This is a genomic window from Burkholderia sp. 3C, from assembly GCF_054589155.1.
This window is the reverse complement of sequence record NZ_BAAILN010000090.1, coordinates 17,292-20,467: the sequence shown is the minus strand read 5'-3', so window position 1 is coordinate 20,467 and position 3,176 is coordinate 17,292. Positions and strand designations below refer to the sequence as shown.

Sequence of the window (3,176 nt, the reverse complement as noted above, 5' to 3'; positions counted from 1 at the left end):
GCGGCGGCCGCGCCCCCGCCGCCCGCCGTCGACCCCACCGCCCTGACGCCCTACCAGGAAGCGATCTGGACGGCGCAGCTGTGGGACCCGTCCTCGCCCTGCTTCAACCTGGTGCTGCCGCTGCGAATCCGGATGCCGCTCTCGGCCACGCAGGTGCGCGAGGCGCTCGCGGCGCTGACGGTCGCGCATCCGAACCTCGCAAGCCGCTTCGTCGAGGACGACAACGGCGAGGTGCGGCAGCAGCCGGCAACGGCGTCGGCCGGGCTGCTCGACGTGATCAACTGCGCCGGGCAGTCCGACGATGCGCTGCGCGCGCGCATTGTCGCCTCCACCGGCGTGCCGCTCGACCTGTTCGGCGGCCCCGTGTTCCGCGCCGAACTGCTGAGCCGCGCGCCCGACGATCATGTGCTGGTGCTGATCGCCCATCACCTGGTTGCCGATCTCGGCTCGCTGCAGACAGTGCTGGCCGACTTCGCCGAATTCCACGCGTGCCTCGCCGAGGGCCGTCCGCTGCCGGCGCGCGCCACCGCGGCGGCAGCCGCGCCCGACTATCGCGCCCGGCTCGCCGCGCTGCTGCACGAACCGCGGGCCCAGGCCGACCGGCAATACTGGGCCGCGCGCCTCGCCACCCCGATCGAACCGCTGGCGCTGCCGCTGGCACTGCCCGGCGAAGCCCCGGCGGGTCACGTGGCCGGCGCGGGCATGAGCGTGGACATCGACCTCGACGCCGCGCTGACGGGCGCGCTCGACACGCTCTGCGCCGGCCAGCGCGTGACGCGCAACATGGCGCTGCTGGCGGCGTTCTTCGCGTTCCTGCACCGCTACACGGCGCAGCGCGACCTCGCGGTGGTCACGCCGGCGGCCGTGCGGCCCGGCGGCGAGTTCGACGACTGGGTCGGCTACGGCGTGAACCTGCTGGTGATCCGCGAGGCGGTGGACGGCGAGCTGCCGTTCACCGCGCTGCTCGCCGCGATGAAGCAGACCGTGGCCGGCGCGCTCGCCCACCGCGCCACGCCGTTCATCGACCTGGCGCGGCGCTTCGCGCGGCGTGACGCCGACGTGCGCCATCCGTTCTCGCGCATCCTGTTCGCTTATCACAACCTGAACCGCCTGCCGCAGGCCGCCGACCTGCTGGCGGGCGCGGCGGGCCAGCCGCTCACGGTCGGCACGCTCGCGCTCGAAAGCTTCCCGGTGCCCACCCCGGCCGCGCAAACCGACCTCACGCTGGTCGCGATCCAGGCCGGCGAGCGGCTCGTGCTGCGTTTCGAGTACGACGCCACGCTCGCCTCGCGCGCCGCGGTCGAGCGCATGGCCGCGCATTTCCTCACGCTGCTCGGCGCGCTGATCGCCCGGCCGGACCAGCCGGTCGCGCGGGCCGCGCTGCTGGAGGCGACGGAACGCGAGCGGCAATTCGTGACGTGGAACCACCGGCCGCTGCCGGCCGCGCCGGCCGGCACGAACGTGGCGGCGGAGCACACCACGGTCCACGCGATGATCGACGCAATGGCGCGTCGCGTGCCCGAGCGCATCGCCGTGCGCACCGACACCGAGCACCTGGACTATGCGCGGCTGCGGCACGACTCCGACGCGCTGGCCGCCGCGCTGCACGCGCGCGGCGTGCGCCACGGCGACGTGGTGGGCGTGGGCCTGCCGCGCGACGTGCGCCTGCCGGTGATACTGCTGGCGATCTGGAAGGCCGGTGCCGCCTATCTGCCGATCGACCTCGGCGTGCCGGCCGAACGCGTGCGCCAGATGCTGGACGACGCGCAGGCCACGCTGATCGTCGCGCCCGCCGCGCTGCAGAGCGCGCTCTGCGACGACGGCTGCACCTGGGTCACGCCCGAGGCGCTCGCGGCGGATGCGCCGGCGGCCGCCTCGCCGGTCGCGCCCGACGCTGGCGCCGGCCGCGGCAGCCTTGCCTACGTGCTGTTCACGTCCGGCTCGACCGGGCGCCCGAAGGGCGTGGAGATCGAGCATCGCAACGTGCTGTCGCTGCTCGCGTGGATCGGCGCCAGCTACTCGGCCGACGAGCTGGCCGCCGTGTTCGCGGGCACCTCGATCGCGTTCGACATCTCGGTGTTCGAGCTGTTCGGCCCGCTCGCGCACGGCGGCTGCGTGGTGATCGGCGAGAACCCGGCCACGCCGCCCGCCACCCCGGTGTCGCTGATCAACACCGTGCCGTCGGCGGCGGCGGCACTGCTGGAGACGGGCAGGCTGCCGGCCAGCGTGGTGACCGTCAACCTTGCCGGCGAACCGCTGCGCCAGTCGCTGGTGGACGCGCTGTACGCGCGCGGCACGATCGGCAAGGTCTACGACCTCTACGGGCCGACCGAGGACACCGTCTATTCGACTGCGGTGCTGCGCGAGCCGGGCGGCTTCGACACCATCGGCACGCCGCTGCCGGGCAAGCGCGTCTACCTGCTCGACGCGCAGGGCGAGCCGGTGCCGGTGGGCGTGGCGGGCGAGCTGTACCTGGCCGGCGACGGCCAGGCGCGCGGCTACCGCCACCGGCCCGACCTGACCGAACACGCGTTCGTCCCGGTGCCGGCGCTGGCCGACCTCGAACCGCGGCTCTACCGCACCGGCGACATCGGCCGCCAGCTGGCCGACGGCCGCATCGTGCTGTCGGGCCGGCGCGACCACCAGGTGAAGGTCCGCGGCCACCGCGTCGAACTCGGCGAGATCGAGGCCGTGCTGCTGCGGCACCCGGCGGTGCGCGATGCCGTGGTGGTGCAGACGCGTCACACCGCGCCGGCCGGTGACGGCGGCGACGGCCAGGACGCGCTGCTGGTCGCCTACCTGGCCAGCGGCGACGTGCCGGGCGAGGCAGGCGGCATCGACGCGGTGCGCGAGTTCGCGGCCGCCTCGTTGCCGAGCTACATGCGTCCCGCCGGCTATGTGCTGCTCGAGGCGCTGCCGCGCAACGCGAGCGGCAAGGTGGACCGCGCCGCGCTGCCGCGCTTCGACCCGGTCGCGCATGACGCCGCCGCCGCGCCGGCCAGCGACGCGCAGCGCGCGGTGCTGGCGATCTGGGAGGCGGTGCTCGGCTTACAGGGCTTCGGCATTCATGCCGACCTGTTCGAACTCGGCGGCCATTCGCTGCAGGCGATCCGGATCCTCACGCGCTGCAGCGAGCACTTCGGCGTCGAGATTCCCCTGCGCGAGGTGCTGGAGCG

1 protein-coding gene is annotated in these 3,176 nt (G+C 74.4%); it reads left to right on the top strand.

Annotated features, from left to right (window positions below; translation table 11 throughout):
- On the top strand, positions 1-3,176 hold a 3,176-nt coding region (locus tag ACYP33_RS15740), incomplete at both ends, for a non-ribosomal peptide synthetase (RefSeq protein ID WP_459622761.1).